The organism is Xanthobacter sp. BG11Y11_SDJG (assembly GCF_057364445.1).
The window spans coordinates 1-18,737 of record NZ_JBNFNU010000038.1 but is presented as its reverse complement, the minus strand read 5'-3'; the positions used below and the strand labels follow the sequence as shown (position 1 = coordinate 18,737).

Genomic DNA, 18,737 nt, shown 5'->3' with positions numbered 1-18,737 from the left:
CCGCGCTCGCCGGCCTCGCCGGCGAGCTGAAGGCGAGCGGCGGCGACGTGCTGCCGCTCGCCTTCGACATCACCCGCCCCGACGAGGTCGAAGGCGGCGGTCGCCCGCGCCGCAAGAGGCGTTCGGGCGCATCGACATCCTCGTCAACAATGCCGGCTGGGACATCGCCAAGCCGTTCGTCGAGACCGACCCGGCGCTGTGGGACAAGATCATCGCCATCAACCTCGTCGGCCCCTTGAACCTGCACAAGGCGGTGCTGCCGCGCCTCATCGCCGGCGGCGGCGGCAAGGTGGTCAACATCGCTTCGGACGCCGGGCGGGTGGGTTCCTCGGGCGAGTCGGTCTATTCCGCCTGCAAGGGCGGGCTGATCGCGTTCTCCAAAACCATCGCCCGCGAGTGCGCGCGCGACAATGTGCGGGTCAACGTGGTCTGCCCCGGCCCCACCGACACCCCGCTCCTGCGCTCGTTCGTGGGGGAGGGGGAGTTCGGCCAGAAGATCTATGACGGCCTGCGCAAGGCGATCCCGCTGAAGCGCCTCGGCGAGCCCGACGACTTGCCCGGCATCATCGCCTTCCTCTCGAGCGCCGATGCCGATTTCATCACCGGCCAGGTCATCAGCGTGTCTGGCGGCCTGACCATGCACGGATAGGACGCCATGGACTACCAGGACATCATCTACGAGGTGCGCGGGCCGGCGGCCTGGATCACCATCAACCGGCCGGAGAAGTACAACGCCTTCCGCGGCATCACCTGCGAGGAGCTGATCCACGCCATCGGCAAGGCCGGGTGGGACAAGTCCATCGCCGCCATCGTGCTGACCGGCGCGGGCCAGAAGGCGTTCTGCACCGGCGGCGACCAGTCGGCCCATGATGGCGCCTATGACGGGCGCGGCACCATCGGCCTGCCGGTGGAGGAATTGCAGAGCCTGATCCGCGACGTGCCGAAGCCGGTGATCGCCCGCGTCAACGGCTATGCCATCGGCGGCGGCAACGTGCTCGTCACCTGCTGCGACCTCGCCATCGCCTCGGCCACCGCCGTGTTCGGCCAGGTGGGGCCGAAGGTGGGCTCGGTGGACCCGGGCTTCGGCACGGCGCTGCTGGCGCGCGGCGTCGGCGAGAAGAAGGCGCGCGAGATCTGGATGCTGTGCCGCCGCTACAGCGCCCAGCAGGCGCTGGAGATGGGCCTCGTCAACACCGTGGTGCCGGCCGACGACCTGGACGCGGAAGTGGAGCGCTGGTGCATGGAGATCCACGCGCTGAGCCCCACCGCCATCGCCATCGCCAAGAAGTCCTTCAACCTCGACAGCGAGAACATCCGTGCCATCTCCGCCATGGGCATGCAGGCGCTGAGCCTGTTCTACCAGACCGAGGAATCGCGCGAGGGCGTGAAGGCGTTCCTGGAGAAGCGGCCGCCGAAGTTCCGGTAGGGCGGGAGGCCAGCGCGCGCCCTCCTGTTTGCACGCGCCGTCATCCCCCGGCTTTTCCGGGGGATCCACGTTGCGGCCGGGCCTGCGATAGGGTTTGTACCGTCGGGCAATCGGCTGTGTGGATGCCCCGGACGAGCCGGGGCATGACGCATCGACATCGAATGCCCGCTCCCTGCGAGGCTCAGCCATGGAGATCGAGGCCTTGGACTACGAATCCCAGATCAACATCGCCTTGCGCATTCCCGACCGCGAGGCGGTGGTGGAGGGCTGGTATCGCGACGCCGCGGCCTACCGGGAGGCGGCGCGGTCCGAGCTCGGCATCCCCTACGGGCCGGGGGCGCGGCAGTATCTCGACGTCTTCCACGGCGAAGGCGGCGATGGCAGCCTGGCCCCCGTGGTGCTGATCCATGGCGGCTACTGGCAGCGCTACGACACCCGCACCTTCAGCCACCTGGCGTCGGGGCTGAACCGGCGCGGCATCGACGTGATGATGCCCAACTACACCCTGGCGCCGGAGGTCCTTATCGAGGACATCTACCGCGAGATGTGCGCCGTCGTGGGGCACGCCTTCGAGCGCTGGCGGCGGCCGATGGTGATTGCCGGCCATTCCGCCGGCGGCAACTTCGCCGCCCGCATGCTGGCCGAGGACTGGACCCGGCACGGTCTGCCGCGGGATGTCGTGCGGTCCGCCTTCTCCATTTCGGGAATTTACGACCTGAGGCCGGTGATCGGCACCACCATCAACGGCGCCCTCAAGCTGGACGCGGCGCGCGCGGTGGCGCTGAGCCCGCTGCTCCAGCCGGCACCGACGAGCGGCATCCTCGACACCGTGGTCGGGGCACTGGAGAGCGAGGTCTATCTGGCGCAGGCGCAGGAGATCGTCCGGGCCTGGGGCGAGCGCGGGGTCGAGACCAGCGGCACTGAGATCGCCGGGGCCAACCACCTCACCGTGCTTGCCGAGCTCACCGACCCGCACAGCGCCACCCTGGGCACGCTGGTGGCGCGGGCCGGCGGCTGAGCGCGGGAGCGGTCAGCGCTTCCGCTTGCCCGCTGCCGCGGGCAGCGGCGCGGGCTGCGCAGCCTCCGGCGCGTCGGCGAGGAAGGCCTGGAGCTTCAGCGCCCGCTCGCTGCTGTCGATCAGCCGCGCCATGATGTCGTTCAGCAGGCGGAACTCTTCTGTGGAGAGCGGGCCGAACTGCACGTCGTTCACCTGGCGCTGCACCGGCGCCAGCTCGCTGAGCCGGCGCCAGCCTTCCGCGGTGATGCGCAGCTTCACGCGGCGGCGGTCCTCGGCGTCCGGCTCCTTGCTGACGAGGCCGAGGCGCTCCAGCTTGTTGGTGACGGTGGTGATGAACGGCCCGCTAAGGTGCAGGTGGGTGGCGAGGCGATTGACGCTGACGCTGCGCTCCTCCGCCTCCAGGTGGCCGATGGAGATGAGCACCGAATATTCGATCCCCGCGAGGCCGATCCGCGCCGCATGGCCGGCCCGCACCGCCTCGTGGCGGGAGAGGAAGCCGAACAAGGCATGCACCAGCTCGCGGAACGACCGGTCGCTGCCATCCTCCAGCAGTTCGGGCCGGGACACCGTGAGCGGCGCGGGGGCTTTCGATGTGTCGGCCAATGAAGTCATCTCCCACCCCGGCCCGCGCGGCCGCTCGCTCCGGCACGGCCGCCGCCAGCGACGGGGCGGGTTTAGCCCGCATGCCGTCCCGCGCCAAGGGACGGCCGGCGCCCACAGGCAGCGGGGCGTGCAGATATAGATTGCTATATTAGCTAATTATGTTAGCTTTTAGACCGGAAATGCGCCCGTGCGACGAAACACGCGCCGGCAGCGGGAGAACGCCCAGATGAACACGCACACGACCCCTCTCTCCCTGGTGAAGACCGGCGCCGAGCATGTGGCGAGCGTCAATGACGGGCGCAGTGTCTATCTCGACGGCAAGGTGGTGGGCGACGTGAGCGTCCACCCGGCGTTCCGCAATGCTGTCGCCTCCGCCGGCATGCTCTACGACTTCCAGGCCGCGCCGGAGAACCTGGAGGCCATGACCTTCGAGCTGAGCCCCGGCCGGCGCGTCAACCGCGCCTGGCAATTGCCGGAGAGCTACGAGGACCTCGTGGTCCGCCGCAAGGCGCTGGTGGCGCAGGCGGAGCTGACCGGCGGCTTCCTCGGCCGCTCGCCCGACCATGTGGCCTCCTCCATCTGCGGCCAGTATATGGGCTTCGAGGTGTTCGAGCGGCACGACATGAAGCGCGCCGCAGCCTTCCGCGACTGGTTCGAGGACGTGCGCCGCCGCGACGTGTTCCTCACCTATGTCATCAACAACGTGCAGGGCGACCGCTCCAAGGCCTTCGGCAGCCAGCAGGAGGGGGCGCAGGACATGGTCGCCCGGATCGTCGACGAGGATGCAGGCGGCATCACCATCCGCGGCGCCAAGCTGTTCGCCACCAGTTCCATCATGGCGAACGAGATCTATGTCAGCTCCGGCCAGCCCTTGATGCCGGGCGAGGAGCACCTCGCCTTCTCCTGCGCGCTGCCGATGAATGCGCCCGGCCTCAAGCTCTTGTCGCGCAAGTCGTTCGAGGCGCATGCGGTGAGCGAGTTCGACAATCCGCTGTCCGCCCGCTACGACGAGAATGACGCGCTGGTCTTCTTCGACGACGTGAAGGTGCCGTGGGAGCGCGTGTTCACCTATCGCGACACCGACATGTGCCGCGCCCAGTTCCACGACACGCCCGGCCACGTCTACCAGAACTACCAGGCGCAGATCCGCCTCTCGGTGAAGCTACGCTTTGGTGGGCCTTGCGCGGGCGCTCACCGAGATCATCGGCACCTCCAACTTCCCGCAGGTGCGCGACACGTTGGGCAAGCTCGCGGCGCAGGCGGCGATGATCGAGGGCCTCGTCTACGGCATGGAGGCGGCGGGCTACCGGCGCGGGCCCTATTTCCTGCCGGACCGGCATTTGCTCTACACCGCGCAGGTGTTCTCGCAGGAGCTCTATCCGCAGGTGATCGGCACCATCCGGGAACTCGCCGGCGGCGCGCTTTTGATGCTGCCCTCCTCGGTGGAGGACTTCTCCAACGAGGACCTCGCCCGCATCATCCGCCTGACGCAGATCTCTCCTGCCGTGAGCGGCGAGGACCGGGTGAAGCTGCTGAAGCTCACCTGGGACGCCGTGGGCTCGGAATTCGCCTCGCGCCACCAGCAATACGAGATGTTCTACGCCGGCGCGCAATACGTCACCCGCGGCCACAGCTTCCGCACCTACGACTGGGCGGGGGCAGCGAAGGCGGTGGATGTGATCGCGTCACGCTATGGGATGGGGTGAGGGGGGCGCAACGGTCCGCACGGATTCCGCATCGAAGGCGACGGGCCGGCAAGACTCCTTCGGATGACGACCGGCAGCGACTTTGCCGATTTCATCGCCGAGATGAGCGTCCCCGGAGACACGCCGCCGGCGGCTCCCAACATGGCGCTGCTGATGGCCGCCGCCGAACGGCACAACATCGCCATCCTCGGCCCCCTGCCACGATAGAGGCAGCGCCTGGCGCGGGTGTGCGGCAGCCTTTGGCGGTGAAGCACCACTCGCAATACGAGGTGTTCTGGGCCGGGGCACAATACGTGACGCGCGGCCTAAGCTTCCGCACCACCGGCTGGGCGGGGGCGGCGAAGGCGGTGGAGGTGATTGCGTCGCGGTGGGGGATGGGGAGGGGGGCGGGCTGCGAGACGGGATATCCAGTTGTGAAAAATCCACGATTCAGGTGCAGAAATCGGAAGCAAAGAAGTCTGAATCCCGCCGCTGGAGACTGGCCTGATGCATCCCGCCGTATCTTCGTTAGCACCAATGTTGGTGCAACTTGATCGGCGGCGGCCCGCGATTGATGCCGAACGGTTGGCTTCACAGCTCTACGGCGCACCCGATTTCTCGCCGATGAGATTATTTAATCCCGGAGAAACCACACTTAGCCGAGTAATCGCAGAGTTGTTCGACCCATCGGGGACCCATGGGCAGGGTCCACTTTTCCTGAATGCGTTTCTCGGCGTTCTTGGGCTGCCGACTTTGGGCCAATTTGAATGGTGTCGGATCCGCACGGAAGTGCCAGTTCGTCGAATGGAGACCGTTGGGGGCGATAGGCGCATCGATATCGTCATCGAGACGCCTGACCTTGTCATTGGGATCGAGAACAAGCCCTGGGCGCCACAATCTGAGCGACAGTTATCAGAGTATTGGTCCGCATTGACTGGTCGTCTGGATGGTAAAATTAAAAGATTGGCATTCATTTCTCAACAAGAAGCAGGCACTGCTCAGGAAAGCGTTTCAAGAGTTCCCTATGTAGCATCGGATGAGAGATCCCTTTATGCGATTTTTGACGGCGTTCTCGACAAGATCAAGGCCGTTCCGGTGCGCGCCTTTGTCGTTGACCTTCTCTCCTATTTCGCCGCTCAATTCGGAGAAAAGCCTTTGATGAAAGAAGATGACAGTCCCTTTCTTAATGCGGTCGATGAAATAATTTCCAGGAACGAAAATGCCCGAAAGGCAGCCTTTATTGTTTTATTGGCCGGACGCCGCTTGCACAAAAGCTCCATTGACGAAATTGAAGCATTCCTTACGGCTGACCTGCAGGCGATGGGGCTCCATGTTTGCGCGCCTTATTCGCTCCACGAGTGCCTTTCGGTACAGTATCGCCCGTGGAGATTGCGTCGAGACACGTGGCCTGAACGTTGCGTTCTTGCGCTGGAAGCTCAACGGAGCCACTTCGAACAGATTCTGGTTGGTGTCCGGGCGCCGGATCCCAAACTGGGCGCACGGGCAAATGGGCAAGACTGCACCGATCATGACCGCCTGCGGAACGTGCGGGACAAGGTTGGCGGCGGTAGTCGCAGCCAATGGTGGCCATGCTACCAGTTGGCAACACCACGGGATTGGAGCCAAGAAGAAATTGCGCGGCTTGTGCTTGAAGAGCCCGGCCCCATCGTTGCTCACCGGGACATCCAGCGGCTAAGGGATTATCTCGTCAGTCTTGCAAGTGCGATTGACGAATGCATTGCAATTGCTGGCGCGCCCTAGGGGAGGGCACGACATTGGCTTTGAAGGTGACGGAATCGTTGAATTTGTTGACGTTGAAGGCCGTTTGGGGTACGCAAAATGGGGTACGCAACGGGTACTTGGTGACCTCTCCCAATGGCACGCGCTCCCCAATCCGACCGCCGTTATCTTGAGCAGCACCACGGCAAGTGGAGGGTGTCCATAGCCGTGCCTCGGCACCTTCACAGCGCTCTCGGGACCCGTCTCAAACACCCCCTGAACACCGATAGCCTCGCTACGGCGAACCGCCTCAAGTGGGCCGTGGTGGCCACGCTCAAGGGCGCCATAGAGAAGGCCCAGCGGGTGCATGATCGAAGCACAGGCACGGGCGGCACTGCGGACGTGGTGGCTGTGGAGGGCATGGAATGGAGGGAGGCGATAGCGGCCGAAGCTGCGTCGTCTGATGCGCCCATCCTCCCCGACCTTGTCACGGACAGGGCGGAGGAACTGGAGCGGAAGCACGGCACAGGCCATGCGAGGGCGTTCGTTGATGTTGCCACGGGCAAGGCGACGCCCATCGCCACCCTAGAGCCGGCATGGCTCGCTGAGGTCGGCTATTCAGGCCGCACCGAGACGGCCCGTAAGCAGGCGGTGCGTAGTCTTCTGACGTGGTGCCGGGCCTCTCATATCCCCGAGGTGGTGGAGGCAATAGACCGGCGCGTTGCTGGCCGCTACGTGTCGGAGGTGTTCATCTCCAAGGGGGTGGACCCTGCCACCGCCAACAAGCTCATCACGGGCCTTTCCGCCCTCTGGCAGTGGCTGGTAAGGCGCGGCCATGCCTCCGCAAATCCATGGGAGCGGCAGAGCCTCCAAGTCCGCAAGGTCCGCACCGAGAGCGGGGAGGATGCCAAGCGGCCGTTCACTGACAAGGAGGTGGTGGCCATCCTGTCGGGGGCGTCGGGCGTATTGGCCGACCTCTGCCGGCTAGGAGCCCTCTCAGGCATGCGCCTTGGTGAGATGGCCGACTTGCGTGTCAGGGACGTGAGGGGGGACACGATCCGCGTGGTGCAGGGGAAGACGGATGCGGCCGCCCGAGACGTGCCCATTCACCCCGACGCTGCGGCTCTGGTCGCCCGCCGATGCGCGGGGAAGACGCCCGATGCCCACGTGTTCCATGAGTTGCCAGACCAACGGAACGCCGCCCGCCCACGCGGCGCCCCCGTGTCGCAGGCTTTCACCCGGCTCCTGCGCCACCTCAAGCTAGACGACCGTATAGAGGGCCGCCGGCAGGCCCGCACGGACTTCCATTCCTTCCGCCGCTGGTTCATCCGAAAGGCCGTTGAGGCTCTTGAACGGGGCGCCACGGGCTTCACCGCGTGGACCATCGCTGACGTGGTGGGCCACTCCAAGGAGGGCGGCCCGCTTCCCATGACGATGGGGCGATATCCCGGAGCGGCGGGGACAGAGGCGAAGCGGGCCTGTGTGAAAATGGTGAAGTTGCCGAAGGGCGTATGAGGACGGGTGCCCCGCCCGCATCCTGCGGTACGCCGACTATGACCACGAGAAGCAAGGAGCCGATCCTATGGACCCCGAGCCCATGATTGTGGGGGACCCCTGGTGGGCATTCTGCCCGCACCGGCCCCACCAGCCCGATAAGCCAGCTTGCATCGCCTGTCCGGTGAGCGACGAGTGCCCCGTTTACCTGCCCAACGAGGAGCCGCCCAAGATTGACTAAGGCCCGCCTGATCGGCCCGGACACCGACCGGGGAGGCTGCCCCCTCTCCGGTACACGGCCGCCGATGTTGGCGGCATCGGGCGCGGTTGAAAGCGCCGGCGCACCCCTTCGGCTTGCGCGGCTCTATGCTCAACCTTGAGGCGGTACGTTTGCCGAAGGGGGCTTTTAGTCCAGCGGATCGTTCAGCCAAGGTCGCGATAGGGGGAGTGGCCGCGACCTGAGGTAGAATGCGCGGTAGAGACGATTCTCTTCGCGCAAAGTGGTGCCATGTTCGATTCTCTCCTCGCTCACGGCTTTCAAGTCGAGGTGCATTCCCACGCGGGTGCAATCCTCAGCGTGGATTTTCCCGAAGCTGTCGGCGAATTGGAAGCCGCTGTTGGTGCGCTCTCCATCCCCATCGAAGAGATCATCGGGTCAGGCGGGGGAGAAACTCAAGGAACGCAGCGATTGCGACGCTCTTTGGCCGACCTGGGGTGGCGTAAGCATAATTTCATAGTGGAAAAGAGTATTGATGGCGTGCGACGTGAATCAACGTCGCATGAGATTGACCACGTAAAGATATTCGAGGGGGTTGGCACGATTGCGCTCGAAATTGAGTGGAATAACAAGGACCCATTCTTTGATCGGGACCTAGAAAATTTCAAGCGACTTCACGCTGATGGTGCGATTGCTGTTGGGGTGATCGTCACCCGAGGACTTTCAATGCAGGCAGACATGAAAGCGATGGTGCGACGGTTTGCGGAAGAGCGACAACTGCGGTCTAACGAAGACGTCCACGCTATCGGCCTGACCCGTACCCCTCGGCAACAGCGTGACGTAGAGCGGCGGATGGCTAGCACTGGCGCGACCTTCGCCGACGCATGGTCCTCCCTTTTTGTGGCGGACAAGTTTGGTGCTGCCACGACGCATTGGGGGAAGCTAGAGGACCGCGTTCATCGAGGCGTCGGCAACCCGTGCCCTCTGGTGCTTATTGGGCTTCCATCGTCCATCGTGACGTTTGGAGACGGGCTTGAATTGGAAGATGTAGCCATCATTGAGGAGCAGCTTCGCGAAGATGGGATAGCCCCGAACGACTGATGGGCTACTTCACCGGCGCGGATGAGTTGTAAGCGTAGGTGTTCCAAGTGGGCTCATAAGAGTCATCCGCTTGGTTCCCCAAGTTGCCCAATTTTGCGTGTGCCTCGACCAAAGAGCTCCAAAAATGGGCCGGGTGAGCATGACTCAATTAGTGGGTACTGCTCATCTGGTTTGCGCGAATGCTCGCGCTTGCGGGAAGACAAATAGTTAACTTGAGTCCGTCCCGCGTCCAGCGTTCGTGCATTCTTGCCTCGAACGCCGAACAAGATCAGCTCTGTGACATTCCGGAAATAGAAGCCCACGCCGCGTCCGTCCGAACCGCCATCCTTGCGAACCTTGTGCCATACGAGATTGGACTTGTAAGTGAAGCCCCACGCTCTAAGCACCTCAAGCCCTTCTGGGAGGAGGGCATTGGGCACCCACAGGTACAGGTGTGCAGTCGGTGCGGCGATACTTGCGACAGGGAGCGCTTTGATCCCTTCGAGCCCCATAGTGTCATAACGCGACAGGCGCCGGTGTTCGGGGGCAACCTTCCCGGTGCGGTTGGTGAACTGCCAAGGCGGGTCGGCCAATATCGTGGCAAACTGGCGCTTCCTGGCAAAGGCAAGGAGGTCCTCACCGGCCGACAGCTCACGATCCGTCCGTGCCAGCATCATCGCCCCCGTCCTTTGTGCGCGTCGAATCTAGGCATGATAGCGCGGGGTAGCCGGTTTGACACTGCCGAACAACTGCCAGCCCCACACACCCCAGACCGAGGGCGAACAAATCTCGGTCGGGCCGATACCGCAGCGAAGGCCGTGACCTCGCCTGCCGACATGGCAGGAAGCGAGCCGGACCCAGTGCGCCCAAAGTCTCCGATGTGGGCCGGAGAGTGGTGGTCGGCATTGCATAGGACCGTGACGAGCGGGGCCTGTGCACCTTCAGTATGGGGCGATCAGGTCGCAAGGTGCGGCGGATTGACTCCCCCCGATACGATGGGCCGCCCGTCGCTCTCAGTCCAAAGCTAAGGCGCTCAAAGAAAATCGCATGGACACTCCCCAGTTATGAAGTAACCCCGCTATCGGGTACTTTAATACTTCTGGACATACGCCCAAGACACCCGCCATCGTCGTGACGGCTCATAGAGCACACGGGCCACTCATCGCAGTTTGATCGAAGGAACTCTTGCGCATGACCTGCACTGCCTACGCCACCCCCGGCGCCGCCACTGGCCCCCGTGGCGTTCACCTCGACGACATCGACGACACCCCCTGCCGCATCCACGGCCACCTTCCCAGCGCCTTCCGCACGCCTCCAGGCTATACCGGGCCGGGCTGGTATTCGGTGTGGGAGTTCCTCGCGATCACCGAGCCGGCGGCGCTGGCGCTCTCAGACGTTGCCAAAGACTGGTGGGAGGCGGTGAACGCCGCCATTGAGCTTTCCAGGCTAGAGGGCGTCGCGCTGCGCATGGCCCCGTCCCCGGCGGTTCTCGCGGACGATTACGACATCGCCAACGTGGTGCTCTTCCCGGATGCCATCTTGCGGGACGTGTTCCCCATCCGGCAGTCGTGGTGAACGGGGGGAGGGAAGACGCATGGCCCCGCGCAATCGCCCCCAGCACACCACCACGCGGCAGGAAGGTGGATCGCACCACCGCCCACCCCGCCGCTTCCTCGCCGGGCCGTGGGAGCCCGCCAGCCCCCTGCGCCACCTGACGGAACTCGGGACGGACCATCGCCGCGTCATGGACCGAATGCGGCCCCGTAGCGGGGGCGGTGGGGATGGGGGAGAGGACTTCTAGCCCCACGGCAGAATTGCCCCGCAGGGCAACTTTCGGTCACGTGGGCGCGGGGCAGAATGAAGTGTTCGGGAGGGGGCGGGCTGGGCAGCTTGGCGCCTGTCCTCTCTCGTACACGCCAGCAAGACGGGTGCCACGGAATAAGGACCCCCCATAGGGGCAGGGGTAGGAAGGATACTCTTTAAGAGTCACTTCTAGAGCCCCTGTAGTCCCCTTGAAGACGGCTTGAAGAGCATTGCCGGTGACCCTTGATGGACCACCTACGTAGACCACCTATACAGCCCCATTCCTCAATCAAGACAGGGGTGGCGGTGGTCCTGTGCTGGTGTCCCGCCTCCGGTCCCTTGCACCAGCTTTGGGGTAGCTCGGCGCTCCCGTGTAACAGGGGCATTCCCGAGATGGGCTCGAAGGGCTCTGCAAGGCGTCACCGAGAAAATCAGTCCACCACAACCACGAAGAGGTGCCGCATGGCCGATATGGCAGATAGGTTCAAGGAATGGGAGGCGTTGAACGCATGGCACGGCCGCAAGCCAATGAACGACAAACACATGTCCGCCCTCGCCACCAGCATTGCCCAACTACGTTCCGGCTCGCCGACCGAAGATGAGGAGGTTTTGGCCAGCGCTCTAGAACGGCTGCTTTCAGACGAGGCGCTTTCTGATGAAGACACCAGCCTATTGGTGACCCGTCTAATCACCTTGGCGGCCGTCTCCTCGGCGCTGGCAGTCTCCTCGCCCATGACATAGGCGCCGTCCTTGCGGATCGTGGGCAGCACCACCCGCGTCACCCAGTTTTGGAAGGCGCGGGCCTCGGGCTTGTCGGAGCGCATGATGAGCTTGTAGAGGCCGCTCTCGGAGACGGTGACAAACCGCCGTGCTTGGGCGCCGGGGCTGGGTTCAATCGGATTGAACCGGACTTCGTAGGGCTCCAGCTTCTGCGTCGCCATGGTGACGTTGACCTTGCCGCCATAAACGTAGGCCGACAGCGCCCGGCACACGTCCGCCGCCACCCACCACGGGTCTCCAGCGATCATCACCACGCGCACGTCGTGGCCGTTGAAGTTGAACAGGGAGAGGGGGCTGCTGGTGCTCATCGGCCGATCTCCTTGGTGGTGTCGTCGGGGGTGTCAGCGCCCATGGCGTAGGCGACCGTCTCGGCAGTCATCGCGCAGTGTTGGGAGTGCCAAGCATCGTTACGCGGGATTTTCAGGGTTCGCTGACTACCCGCAAATCCCTGCAAACACTCGCTCCGAATAAGGTTCCCCCATAGCGTAAATTGGAACCTTCGGCGACCTGCCGAGGCCACGCCTGCGCCCCGTAAAAATTTTGTCCTCAGGCGCCCATTCCCCGCGCCGTGGGGGCTCCACTGCCCCTCCCTTCGCCGACCGTCCTTTTCAGGAAGCCGCCACCACGCGGCTCACGGTCTCCACCCCACGCTTCCACCCGCTCCCCCCGGCGCCAGCGCTCCCGCACCGAGAAAGGAGACCGCCCCACCGTGTTCGACATCGGCTTTTCTGCCCAGGCGGTCTTTGGCACTGCCCCGCTGCCCCCGCGCCTCTATGACGACCTGCTAGAGGACCCCAGGGCCTTCGGCCTCTCCGCCGCCCTTGGCGCCGCCCTCGCCGAATATGGCAACGGCGACGAAGACGAGAGCGAGGAGGACGCCGACGCCAAGCAAGGCGAGCACCACGCCGCCCACGTGGTCGCCTACCGCGCCCACAGGGATCGCGAGGCCCACCTAGCCGCCCTTCACGGGGGCGTTGCGACCATCTGGCATCACCTAGACGGCTCCGCCGGCTGCACGAAGCTGGGGTGCGATGAGGAGTTCCTGCACGTGCGCCACCTGTGGGCCGACGAAGAGGACATCCTCGCTGCACCATTCGTGCCCACCGACCGAAGCCCGTTCCCCCTCAGGACCGGCTACCCCCACTGCGCTCTGCCGTGGGCGTGGTGGCCTCCTGTTGTCGGTGGCGGGTGCTCGGCGCTCCTCTTCATCTTCCGTATCTGGCGAGCCAGCCGGGTGGTCACGGCACAGATTGCCGCCGCTGGTGGCCTTGACGACGATCGCGGGTGGATCACCCGGCCGGATGCGCCCGGCTTCTCCGACCTCGCCGAATGGCGCCGCTCCATCTTCCGCAGCGAAGCGGAGAGGAAGGCGGCCCGCTTGGTGGAGAGGCAGGCGAAGAAGGCCGCTTCGCAGCGCGTGAGGCGGGCCGCTGTCCGCGCCACAGAGCCTCCGAAGGTGCGTGAGGTCCGCGCCATCGAAGTCGTGGGAGATCGCGCCTACGTGCCCCTGTCTCAGGGCTACCGGGCGTCCATCAACGCCGCTGACGTGCCCTTGGTGGTAGGCCACAACTGGCATGTGGCAATCGTCAAGGGGAGACGCCCCTTCGCAAAGCGGGCCGAGCAAATGCCCGGGGGCGGCACACGCCATATCCGCCTGAACCGCGTCGAGGGCCTGACCGGCCCCGTCGAGATCATTGCGCCCACCTGAGGCGCACACACACGAGCTTTCTGAGGGGACAGTACAGTCACGCTGTTCCTGAATGCGTGGGCGGGGGGTGCTAGAGACACCTCCCACCCGGCCCCTTTGCGTGCTCTTCCACTCCCCCTCCGCTGATGCGGCGGGCCTGGAAAGGCGCGTGAAGGGGCACCTTCTCTTCCGACGCCCACACACCCCCAACCGCTGATCGTCTCCCGTGCCGCCCTGCGGCGACGGTTGAGACAGTACGCCCTCCCGCTGGCCCCCTCCCGTGGGTCTCCCTCTCTCTCCTCACGGTGGAGGGGGCGGGCGGGAGGGCGTGCATTCCATCGGCTCCTAACCACCAGTCCACCCACACGACCCCCGAATGAGAGAGAACGCCTTGCGCACCCGCACCACCACTTCCGTCCCTTCCGTATCCGCCACCATCCCCGCCTTCGACACGGTCGCCTTCATGACCTACAACCGAGGTGGCCTTGTCGGCTACGCCGCCGCGATCATCGGCCCCCTCGGTTCCGTGCAGCCTGTTGTGGGCGTGGGCGGGGAGCACATGACGCAACTCGGCTACGCCATGCGAGCCTATCGGGACACGCTGCGACGCCTCCCCGTGGATGACCGCAAGGTGGTGGTCATCGTCGCGGAAGACCTCTTCCCCGACCTTGTCCGCAAGCCGCCGCTCATCACCTGCGGCACGACCTCTGCCGGCCCTCGGGTGGATCGCAAGCTGTCCACCGAGTTGACGACCTCGCTTGCTGCCGAGATCGCCCCGCGCCCCGGCATCACCATCGCCCCTGTGACGAGCGATGCCGACGATACGGGGCTATTGGCGGACCTCTTCAACGCCGCTCGCGATGCCGTGGAAGACACCCTGGCGGATGCCAAGGCTCTTGCGGAGATCATCGGAAAGGCGAAGGCCGCCAAGGCGGTCATGCTCCGGGAGGAAGCCAACCTCTCCGACGCAAGCGTGACGTGGGGCGAATGGGACCGCATGGCCTCCCGCCTTGAAGACCTCAAGGCTGGCCGCGATCCCGACACCGTGGACGGCTCCCCCCGGCGCCATCTTCGCGGGGCCGTTGACGATCCCGTTGGCGGCACCTTCGCGGCACGGTGAAGAACTCCTACGCCGCCCGATAGCGGCCCCGGTGGCGGGGGTGTCCAAGTTGGACGCTCCCGCCCCCACCCCCGACAACACCCTGTGATGCCCCCTGAAAGCCGCCAATGCGCGGCTGAACGCGATGCTACACACCTCTCTAGGTGGTAGCCGCAACGCCGCTCGCGGCTCCTGCCCATGCCGTCCTGAGGGATGGCCGGCGGGAACTACCGCCCCAGTGGTGTTCGTGGGACAGGCTGACCGATCCCCCCACCGCACCGGCCCTTGCACGCCGCCAATGCCCGCCCCGAGAGGGCAGCACCATGGCGCCTGCAAAGGACTACCGGGAGCCGATGGAAGGAGACGTGGCCACACTCTCCAACATCACAAGGTTCCAACACACAAATGACTGATACGACTGTCTCCCGCCTTGGCATGGCCAACGGCGCGGGAGCCACCGACGCCCTCTTCCTCAAGGTCTATGCCGGCGAAGTACTGGCGGAATTCGAGCGGCTGAACGTCTTCAAGGCGCTCACCTACGTCCGCAACATCACCAACGGCAAGTCCGCCACCTTCCCGCTGGTGGGCCACGCCACGTCCGAGTATCACACGCCCGGTACTTGGATCGATGGTCAGGCCGTCCCCCATGCTGAGAAGGTCATCCTGGTGGATGATAAGCTGGTGGCTGCCAGCTTCATCGCGGACATCGACGAGGCGAAGAACCATTACGACGTGCGCCAGATTTACACGCAGGAGATCGGCGAGGCGCTGGCCTTCGCCTATGACACCAACCTTGCGCGTGTGGTCACCAACGCTGCGCGTGCCTCCTCTGAACTGACCACCCGCGCTGGCGGCTCCCGCATCACCAACGCCGCCATGAAGACGGATGCGGCGGTGCTCGAGGCGGCTCTCTTCACCGCCACGCAGACGCTGGACGAGAAGAACATCCTCTCCACCGACCGCGTGGCCGTGTTCAAGCCTGCGCAGTACTACCTTCTTGCCCAGCGTGACCGCCTCGTAGACACCAGCCTTGGTGCCAAGGGCGCCGTGGCGTCGGGCCGCGTCGAAACCATCGCGGGCCTGCCCATCGCGAAGTCTAATCATATCCCGTCCACCAACGTGACCACGGGACCGACCAAGTATCAGGGCGACTTCACCACCACGGCGGGTCTTGTGTTCCACAAGATGGCCGCCGGCACGGTGGAGCTTCTCGGGCTGGCAGTGGAAAGCGAGTACGAAATCCGCCGTCAGGGCACCTTCATGATCGCCAAGTACGCGGTGGGCCATGACGTGCTGCGCTCCGACTGCGCCATCGAACTCGCCACCGGCGAAGTGGGCGCGTGATCGACGGCTGATGGTCGGTGCCCAGTGACATCCCCGTCAGCGGCTCCTACGTCCGTCGCGATATGGAGCGAGGTGCTGCTGTGGCTGATGCCACCGATGGCACAGATGTTGTTCAGCAACTGAACGCCTTGCTGACCGCCTTGAGGGCCGCCGGCATCATCGCTCCATCGGACAGCGCACCTTCCGGGGGCGAGTAGCCCCAACCTCCTAGACCGCCCCCAACGGGTGTCATCCTCTCCCCCTAGAGCACGATCTTGCGCAGGTGCCACCGCTCTCGCGGGGATTTATGCGTGGATGACACTCTAGGGGGCGGTCTTTTCTTCGATGCCTCAGCTTCCCCCGCCCGCGCATCCCCTGTGTCCTCTCTAGGACGCCTGCGAAGCCTTGCCCCCTCACATGAGGAGGGGGTGGGGCCAGCGGCTCACACACGGGACATCACCCACCAACACACCCACCATCTGCCCCCGCTCACAGTGGGGAGAAAGGACCCGTTGCGCTCCTTCACCAGCGAGGAGTGGCGCCATATCCAACGCCACGTCTTCCGCCCCACCCGATATCGCGGTGTCTTCCACTTCGGCGGAAATGCCCCTGCCGAGGAGCGGTTCATCGCCTTCTACGGCCCACCGGAAAAGCGGTTCGTGTCCGGCCTATTCGGTGACGATACGACCGCAGCCCGCGCCTATGACGCCGCGCTGATGACCCGCTACGGCAACGCAGCCGTGACCAACGTCACGTTGGGGAACTTCACACAGAGCGCAGCGGAAGCCCCGGCCACCTGACCGGCAGAAAAGGGGGAGCCGGACGGTGTCTCCCCCGAAACTGTCCGGCTCCTTTGCCCATTCTGAGATCACAGGGGCGGGGCGCCTTCAGGTTGCACCCGCCTCTAGGAAATTGGAGGCGCAAGCTGTGACGTGGCCTTGCGACATTCGGCCCGTTCAACCCGCATCCGGTGCGCTCAGAAAAGGAGAGCCGGACGGCAGCTTTCGCGAGGGGGGAGATACCGTCCGGCTCTTTGCCTTCCCCGGTTAGGGCTGTGGGGCAGGCTGCTCTAGACTGCACGAAGCAGTGAGTAAGTAAAGGGCAGCATAGCTGACCGTTTGGCTGCCTCACCTCAGCGCCGCTTTATTCCACGTACGCTCCCAGAATCCCACGAGCGAGAGAGAGAGAACGACCATTTGAACACTGATCTTCTGTGTACCCCCACCGCCGTCGCCAGCCCGGCGCCTGCCCCCGTGTTTGCCATGAGCACCGTGCCGGGGGCCATCAACGCCGCCCATGCGCGTGTCATCGAGGCGGGCCGCTCCACCCTCCTCTTCGCCAAGGAGGCCGGGGAGCACCTGTTGAAGGCCAAAGACCTCGTGGCCTCCGGGAAGTTCAAGGCGTGGGTTGAGGAGAATTGCGAGTGCTCATACCGGCAGGCCATGAAGTACATGGCAGTGGCCAAAGTTGACCCGCAGGGCAATTTTATCCCGCGATTGGCATCAACGCCTTTCTTGCCTCCCACGCCAAGCCCCGCGACAAGACCCCCGACGCCAAGCACACCGAAGACCCCGCCCCCGATAGCGTCTCGGCTTCCTCTGACGAGGTCGATGGTGGCCGGCTTCCCGGCGAAATAGGTGGTCGGCCGGACAGAGAGGACGTGTCGGCCCTCCGAGATGAGGTCGCCAGTCTCACCAGTGAGCTACAGGCCGCACGCGACGCCTTGGCCACCGCCGAAGCCCATATCGAGACATTGAAGGCGCGTAACGCCTCCGCCAGCGCCCCCATCGGTGACGAGGTGGAGAGCCTCAGGGCGGACCTTGCCGAGGCCGAAGCGTACTTCGATCAACGCGAAGCCGCCCTGAAAGCGTCCGTTGAGGGGCTTCGGGAGGAACTCAAGGCCATGCGCAAGGAGCGCAACGAGGCCAAGCGGCTCCTACAGGTAGCTGTGGAAGCCTCGCCCACCGCCCGTCATGCGGTGGAGAAAGATGGCATGCCCTACGGAGAGCACGATGCAGGCGGCGGGGCCGCCTCTTGGGACTTCTAGGGAGGCCCGCCACATCCACCACGGCCATCTCCAATGGGGTGGTCGGATAGGTCTCACTCCCCGCGTTCGTGGGGAGCATGGGGACCACCCGCAGAGCCGGAATGGAGGCGCTATGCCTCACCGGCCTGTGTTGGGTGGAGGGTGGCCGTGTTCGGCTCCGACGCTTCCATGAGAAGGCGGGGCTACCCCTACGACCTCCTGTCATGCCGCTACGACGCCCTGCGCCCCACGCTCTTCATCGCGCCCCCTGACGCGACCGTTGAAGAGGCGTGGCGTGCTCTGGAGGCCCTCCGGGCACAGCGTCATGGGGGCACCTGCACCGCCATGGAACTGCGCTTCATCTTCGACCACTTCCCCGCCGCTCTCCCCGCGAAGGCGGTGGCTCGCATGGTCGGGGTGTCAGTCTCCACCGTGAGGCGCCGCGGGGCCAAGAGCCAAGGTGGCTTGAAGAGGAGTGGGCCTGATTTGGTCGGAATTCCGAAGTGGGATCGATTGATATGCACCCGCGCCGGCACCCCCCGTGCCCCCTGCCGTGGCCCCTGCCCAAGAGGCCGCCGGGCGGCTGGGAACCGCACCGCCCCGGCGCGACTAGCGGGGCCACTGACGGCCAGCTAGGCGGCCCGGCCCCTTCCAGCCCAGCGGCCTAGCGCCCCCGCCGCCGAGTCCCCGTACGCCGCATCCTAGACGCCCGCCTTCCCCACGGCGCCAGTGGACTCGGCAGGAGTCGTGAAGGGGAGGCGGCTGGTATAGGCCAAG

The 18,737-nt window shown here is 65.0% G+C and carries 17 protein-coding genes and 2 pseudogenes; 16 read left to right on the top strand and 3 right to left on the bottom strand.

Annotated features, from left to right (window positions below; translation table 11 throughout):
- From AC2W7M_RS06070 to AC2W7M_RS06060, 3 genes are all read left to right on the top strand, one after another.
- On the top strand, nt 1-649 hold a 649-nt coding region (locus tag AC2W7M_RS06070; protein WP_486130887.1), incomplete at its 5' end, for an SDR family oxidoreductase.
- Between the two features lie 6 nt (nt 650-655).
- Nucleotides 656-1,426, top strand: a complete 771-nt coding sequence (locus tag AC2W7M_RS06065) for an enoyl-CoA hydratase-related protein (RefSeq protein ID WP_486130885.1) — start codon at nt 656-658, stop codon at nt 1,424-1,426.
- Nucleotides 1,427-1,628: 202 nt separating this feature from the next.
- Complete coding sequence (locus AC2W7M_RS06060) at nt 1,629-2,444, top strand: alpha/beta hydrolase (RefSeq protein ID WP_486130883.1); 816 nt, start codon at nt 1,629-1,631, stop codon at nt 2,442-2,444.
- 12 nt (nt 2,445-2,456) lie between these two features.
- Here AC2W7M_RS06060 and AC2W7M_RS06055 read toward each other — a convergent pair whose 3' ends face one another.
- Complete coding sequence (locus AC2W7M_RS06055; RefSeq protein ID WP_486130881.1) at nt 2,457-3,047, bottom strand: MarR family winged helix-turn-helix transcriptional regulator; 591 nt, start codon at nt 3,045-3,047, stop codon at nt 2,457-2,459.
- Nucleotides 3,048-3,273: 226 nt separating this feature from the next.
- Here AC2W7M_RS06055 and AC2W7M_RS06050 point away from each other — a divergent pair.
- The 6 genes and pseudogenes from AC2W7M_RS06050 to AC2W7M_RS06025 all read left to right on the top strand — a co-directional run.
- A pseudogene (locus tag AC2W7M_RS06050) lies at nt 3,274-4,053 on the top strand (4-hydroxyphenylacetate 3-hydroxylase N-terminal domain-containing protein); the annotation flags it as partial.
- Nucleotides 4,054-4,219: 166 nt separating this feature from the next.
- On the top strand, nt 4,220-4,753 hold the full coding sequence (locus tag AC2W7M_RS06045) for a 4-hydroxyphenylacetate 3-hydroxylase C-terminal domain-containing protein (RefSeq protein ID WP_486130888.1): 534 nt from the start codon (nt 4,220-4,222) through the stop codon (nt 4,751-4,753).
- A gap of 63 nt (nt 4,754-4,816) precedes the next feature.
- On the top strand, nt 4,817-4,960 hold the full coding sequence (locus AC2W7M_RS06040; protein ID WP_486130879.1) for a hypothetical protein: 144 nt from the start codon (nt 4,817-4,819) through the stop codon (nt 4,958-4,960).
- Nucleotides 4,961-5,239: 279 nt separating this feature from the next.
- Nucleotides 5,240-6,493, top strand: coding sequence for a PDDEXK-like family protein (locus tag AC2W7M_RS06035; RefSeq protein ID WP_486130877.1), 1,254 nt, complete (start codon nt 5,240-5,242; stop codon nt 6,491-6,493).
- Between the two features lie 174 nt (nt 6,494-6,667).
- The gene (locus AC2W7M_RS06030; RefSeq protein WP_486130875.1) at nt 6,668-7,966 is read left to right on the top strand and encodes a tyrosine-type recombinase/integrase; all 1,299 of its coding nucleotides are present in this window, start codon (nt 6,668-6,670) and stop codon (nt 7,964-7,966) included.
- A gap of 487 nt (nt 7,967-8,453) precedes the next feature.
- Entirely contained in the window at nt 8,454-9,263 is an 810-nt protein-coding gene (locus AC2W7M_RS06025; RefSeq protein WP_486130873.1) for a BglII/BstYI family type II restriction endonuclease, read from the top strand.
- Between the two features lie 62 nt (nt 9,264-9,325).
- On the opposite strand, the gene AC2W7M_RS06020 is transcribed toward AC2W7M_RS06025, so the two are convergent.
- Nucleotides 9,326-9,919 (bottom strand): MT-A70 family methyltransferase, encoded by a 594-nt coding sequence (locus AC2W7M_RS06020; RefSeq protein ID WP_486130871.1) that lies wholly within the window; start codon nt 9,917-9,919, stop codon nt 9,326-9,328.
- A 514-nt stretch (nt 9,920-10,433) separates the two neighbouring features.
- Here AC2W7M_RS06020 and AC2W7M_RS06015 point away from each other — a divergent pair.
- Nucleotides 10,434-10,817 (top strand): hypothetical protein, encoded by a 384-nt coding sequence (locus tag AC2W7M_RS06015; protein ID WP_486130869.1) that lies wholly within the window; start codon nt 10,434-10,436, stop codon nt 10,815-10,817.
- A gap of 931 nt (nt 10,818-11,748) precedes the next feature.
- On the opposite strand, the pseudogene AC2W7M_RS06010 reads toward AC2W7M_RS06015, so the two are convergent.
- Nucleotides 11,749-12,133 (bottom strand): annotated as a pseudogene (locus AC2W7M_RS06010) (BRO-N domain-containing protein); the annotation flags it as partial.
- 401 nt (nt 12,134-12,534) lie between these two features.
- Between AC2W7M_RS06010 and AC2W7M_RS06005 the strand changes: the two are divergent.
- The 6 genes from AC2W7M_RS06005 (at nt 12,535) to AC2W7M_RS05980 (ending at nt 17,981) form a co-directional block, all read left to right on the top strand.
- The gene (locus AC2W7M_RS06005; protein ID WP_486130867.1) at nt 12,535-13,533 is read left to right on the top strand and encodes a hypothetical protein; all 999 of its coding nucleotides are present in this window, start codon (nt 12,535-12,537) and stop codon (nt 13,531-13,533) included.
- A gap of 370 nt (nt 13,534-13,903) precedes the next feature.
- Nucleotides 13,904-14,632, top strand: a complete 729-nt coding sequence (locus AC2W7M_RS06000) for a hypothetical protein (RefSeq protein ID WP_486130865.1) — start codon at nt 13,904-13,906, stop codon at nt 14,630-14,632.
- Nucleotides 14,633-15,016: 384 nt separating this feature from the next.
- Nucleotides 15,017-15,955 carry a major capsid protein gene (locus AC2W7M_RS05995; protein ID WP_486130863.1) on the top strand — a complete coding sequence of 313 codons (939 nt, stop codon included), beginning with the start codon at nt 15,017-15,019 and terminating at the stop codon, nt 15,953-15,955.
- Nucleotides 15,956-16,446: 491 nt separating this feature from the next.
- Complete coding sequence (locus tag AC2W7M_RS05990) at nt 16,447-16,734, top strand: hypothetical protein (protein ID WP_486130861.1); 288 nt, start codon at nt 16,447-16,449, stop codon at nt 16,732-16,734.
- A 462-nt stretch (nt 16,735-17,196) separates the two neighbouring features.
- On the top strand, nt 17,197-17,571 hold the full coding sequence (locus AC2W7M_RS05985; RefSeq protein WP_486130859.1) for a DUF3102 domain-containing protein: 375 nt from the start codon (nt 17,197-17,199) through the stop codon (nt 17,569-17,571).
- Between the two features lie 86 nt (nt 17,572-17,657).
- The gene (locus AC2W7M_RS05980) at nt 17,658-17,981 is read left to right on the top strand and encodes a hypothetical protein (protein ID WP_486130857.1); all 324 of its coding nucleotides are present in this window, start codon (nt 17,658-17,660) and stop codon (nt 17,979-17,981) included.
- Nucleotides 17,982-18,737 lie beyond the last annotated feature (756 nt).